The 3,631-nt window shown below is 36.0% G+C and carries 4 protein-coding genes; 2 read left to right on the forward strand and 2 right to left on the reverse strand.

Annotated elements, in window-relative coordinates:
- Window positions 1–166 precede the first annotated feature (166 nt).
- The gene (locus V7149_RS12850; RefSeq protein WP_335346026.1) at window positions 167–1,012 is read left to right on the forward strand and encodes an AraC family transcriptional regulator; all 846 of its coding nucleotides are present in this window, start codon (window positions 167–169) and stop codon (window positions 1,010–1,012) included.
- Window positions 1,013–1,153: 141 nt separating this feature from the next.
- Here V7149_RS12850 and V7149_RS12855 read toward each other — a convergent pair whose 3' ends face one another.
- Window positions 1,154–1,387 carry a DUF3006 domain-containing protein gene (locus V7149_RS12855; RefSeq protein ID WP_335346027.1) on the reverse strand — a complete coding sequence of 78 codons (234 nt, stop codon included), beginning with the start codon at window positions 1,385–1,387 and terminating at the stop codon, window positions 1,154–1,156.
- 18 nt (window positions 1,388–1,405) lie between these two features.
- Window positions 1,406–3,043 (reverse strand): MBL fold metallo-hydrolase, encoded by a 1,638-nt coding sequence (locus V7149_RS12860; protein ID WP_335346028.1) that lies wholly within the window; start codon window positions 3,041–3,043, stop codon window positions 1,406–1,408.
- A 171-nt stretch (window positions 3,044–3,214) separates the two neighbouring features.
- Between V7149_RS12860 and V7149_RS12865 the strand changes: the two genes are divergently transcribed.
- Window positions 3,215–3,631 (forward strand): dienelactone hydrolase family protein (locus tag V7149_RS12865; RefSeq protein ID WP_335346029.1); only part of this gene is annotated, 417 nt, incomplete at its 3' end.

Below are 3,631 nucleotides of genomic sequence, written 5' to 3' on the forward strand. Positions count from 1 at the left end.
CCCTTCTACTCGACTAGTTCAAGAAGGAAAACTCCTAATGATAATAGAACTAATCTGATTAGAGAGTCATGTATATCCGACATCTTGGTGCATAAAATGTGGGATATTAAATTCCTTTTTCTTATAAATATATTATAAGTGAAAGTGAAAGTGAAAGAATGAAAATATGGATTGGCTGGAAAGAATGAATAACGCATTGGTTTACATTGAATCTAATCTTGACGGAGAGATTGATTATAAAAAGATTGCACAAGTTGCTTATTGTTCGGAGTATCATTTTTCAAGAGTGTTTTCATCAAATTCTGGTATATCACTCTCAGAATATATTAGAAGCAGGCGACTAAAACTTGCTGCTTTTGAGATTCAAAAAAGTGATATTCGGGTTATTGATATAGCAATTAAGTACGGTTATTGGTCTGCTGACTCGTTTTCTCGTGCTTTTCAAAAGACACATGGAATAAAACCCTCTGAAGCCCGAAATAAAGGGGTGCAATTAAAAGCCTTTCCAAAGATTTCTTTCCAAATTTCAATAAAAGGAGATACTGAATTGGATTACAGAATTGAAAATCTTGATTATGAATTAAGAATTGTTGGAAAAGGTAAGCCTGTTAAAACGAGTAGGGCATTTAAAAACATTCCAACGCTTTGGAGCAGTGCAAAGAAAGATGGGTTTATGCAAGAACTAAAAGATATGGCATGGGAAAATCCAAAATGTACACTTGAAAGCCTCTTAGGAGTTTGTGGTAGGGAAGCAGCAATAACCGACGATGAATTTACTTACTTTATGGGAGTACGATATGATGGGGAACCTCCAAGTGATATGGAAATCCTTATCATTCCTGCAAGTACCTGGGCTGTTTTTCCGAATATAGTTGATGCGTGGAAACGACTTTATACAGAATGGGTTCCAACTTCTGGCTATGAACTGGCCAATTTACCATGCATTGAATGTTATTACGGTCCGAAGCATAAACCAAGCCATGAACTTTGGGTTCCTGTTATATCTAAATGATTTCATATACGCTGAAATGGAAAAAGAAAGGCATGCAACAGATAGAATTTCCATTAATATATCATCAAATGGATTTTAATTTTGATAGATGGTTTGTATTTAAAGGTAATGAGGAAAACAAAAAGCACCTCCGAAGAGATGCTATTTATTCTTCAATTTATTAATTAAATCATTAACCTTACTTCTCATTTTTTCCGTCTCATCGTTAAGCAGAGAAATCGAATATTGATCATCATTTTTTGTCACTGATAAAATATCTCCTTCTCTAAATTCCTCGAGTTCTTTTTTAGGGACAAGAAGTTGTTCTTCCTCATTAGGATATTTTAAAAGAACTCCAAATGATTCTTCAAAGCGATCAAGAGTATATTGGATCATTCAAAGCAACTCCTTTTTTTAACGCTCACATGCCCATCCGTCATTATCGCGATCGTGTTTGGCAGCATAGGCTGGGTGGCCAGTTTTTACACCATTTGGGTAGTATTCCCGCATTGCCGTACAGTTACTAAATGATGTAGGTGCTCCCGGTATTACATATGTTCCTAAACCTGGGTCTGCTGGTTGTTCAGGAGTAGTTACAGGTGGTTCTGGAACAGGAGTAGGCGTTATTGTGACACCATTCCATGGCTTAGTGTTGAAAGAATAGGTCAACCCGTTTGTGCTCATGGTAATATTACCAGAAAACACAGTAGAGTATAGTAAAGATCCTGCACTCTTCAGACGGCTTACAACTTCCGGATGAGGATGGCCATATGAATTTTCATAACCATATGATAAGACTGTTGCAGCAGGCTTAACAGCATTAATAAATGTCTCAGAACTGCTTGTATTTGAACCATGGTGTCCTGCTTTTAATACTGTAGATTTAACAGCATAGCGACTGATAATTTCTTGTTCTGTGGCAGTGTCAGCATCGCCCATCAACAAGACACTAATGTTTCCATAGGTTAAGCGCAGCACAATCGATGCTTCATTGTTATCGTCTCCAGCTTCAGCAGCGTTCAATACAGTTAACCCAAGATGAGAATCCAGATTAATCGTACTTCCAGCTTTAGGAATCACATAATTGATATTTTTGGCATCAACCAATGACAATAAATCATAGTAAGTCTGAGTCGTATGTGCTTGTCCAGAATCTACAAAGTTACTTACTTGAAAAGTATTAAGGACTGAAATTAATCCCCCGATATGATCGGCATCTGGATGAGTAGCAACTACATAATCAAGATTGGTTACTCCTTTACCTTTCAAGAAGCTAACCACTTCATCTCCGGCTGACTTTGCCCCACCATCAACAAGCATACTTTTACCGTTTGAAGTTTGGATTAAAATAGAATCTCCTTGCCCTACATTGATAAAATGAACTTGTAACGGCTTATTATTTACGATATCCAATAAAGCCAATTTACTCTTTGACGGTGTTTCATATTTAATAGATGAATCTTTCTTTACAAAAAGTCCTCCGCCAATCCCATACATTCCTCCATTTGCGCTTTTATAGGAATATACCCGGAATTCTTCGCCTTTTGTTAGTGTTTTTACCAGTTTCATATTTACATCGTAAACTGGTGTATTGCCGAGAACTGTGATTTTTCCAATTTGGCCTTTCTTTAATTCTGTTTTCCCCCACATAATTTTGGTGGACCCAGCAGGAGTAACAGTATTTTGTGGAGTTGACGATTGTTGTTCAAGCAGTGCTAATTTTGCTTTTGAAGGCGTTTCGTATTTTATTTTGGAGCTCTTTTGGATATATTGTCCGCCCCCTACGCCATACAATCCGTCGTGTGCGCTTTTATAGCTGTAAACACGATATTCTTCTCCAGCTTTTAATGTACGAACAGCCTTCAGTGAACCATTCGCATCTAAAGTGACCAAATCTGTATTTGATAAGACCGTCACTTTGCCGATTTGGCCAGCCTTTAACTCTGTTTTTCCCCACATTACACGGGTTGCAGCATGTGCATCATATGATTGAAATCCCGCGAAAGAAAAAAACAATACGGCTGCTAATAACAACATAACTACTTTTCTCATTGTTTTCCCCCATGATAGATTTAGTCTTTAAACCAAAATTAATGATACTACAGGAATTGGGTATATCGAACAGGGATTTTAATCCAGTTTCAAACAATAAAACTCTTTAACTCTTAATGATATAATTTCTATTGATTATATGATTGTAGAATCACTTTGAAGGGGAATAAAATGCTTCAGATACTAAAAGAATCAGATAATTTGATTATTGTGATACACGAAATCTATGGTATTAATCAACATATAAAAAATTTTTGTGATTTATTATCAAAACAAGACTTTGACGTTATCTGTCCGAACTTATTAGAACGAGAACAAGCATTTGATTATTCTGAAGAGAAGATTGCTTATTTGAATTTTATAGAGAATGTAGGGTTCTCTATCGCTGTACATAAAATAAAGAATTTATTATTAGGTGTTAAAAATGAATACCAAAAAATATATATTATTGGATTTAGTGTTGGGGCAACTGTTGCTTGGTTGTGTAGTGAGGAAGAGTGTCTTGATGGGGTTGTGGGATATTATGGTTCAAGAATTAGGAATTACACACAAATAGTGCCTCTATGTCCTATAATTTTATTCTTTCCT

It is taken from the genome of Bacillus sp. JJ1503 (assembly GCF_036965125.1).
GTDB lineage: Bacteria > Bacillota > Bacilli > Bacillales > Cytobacillaceae > Cytobacillus.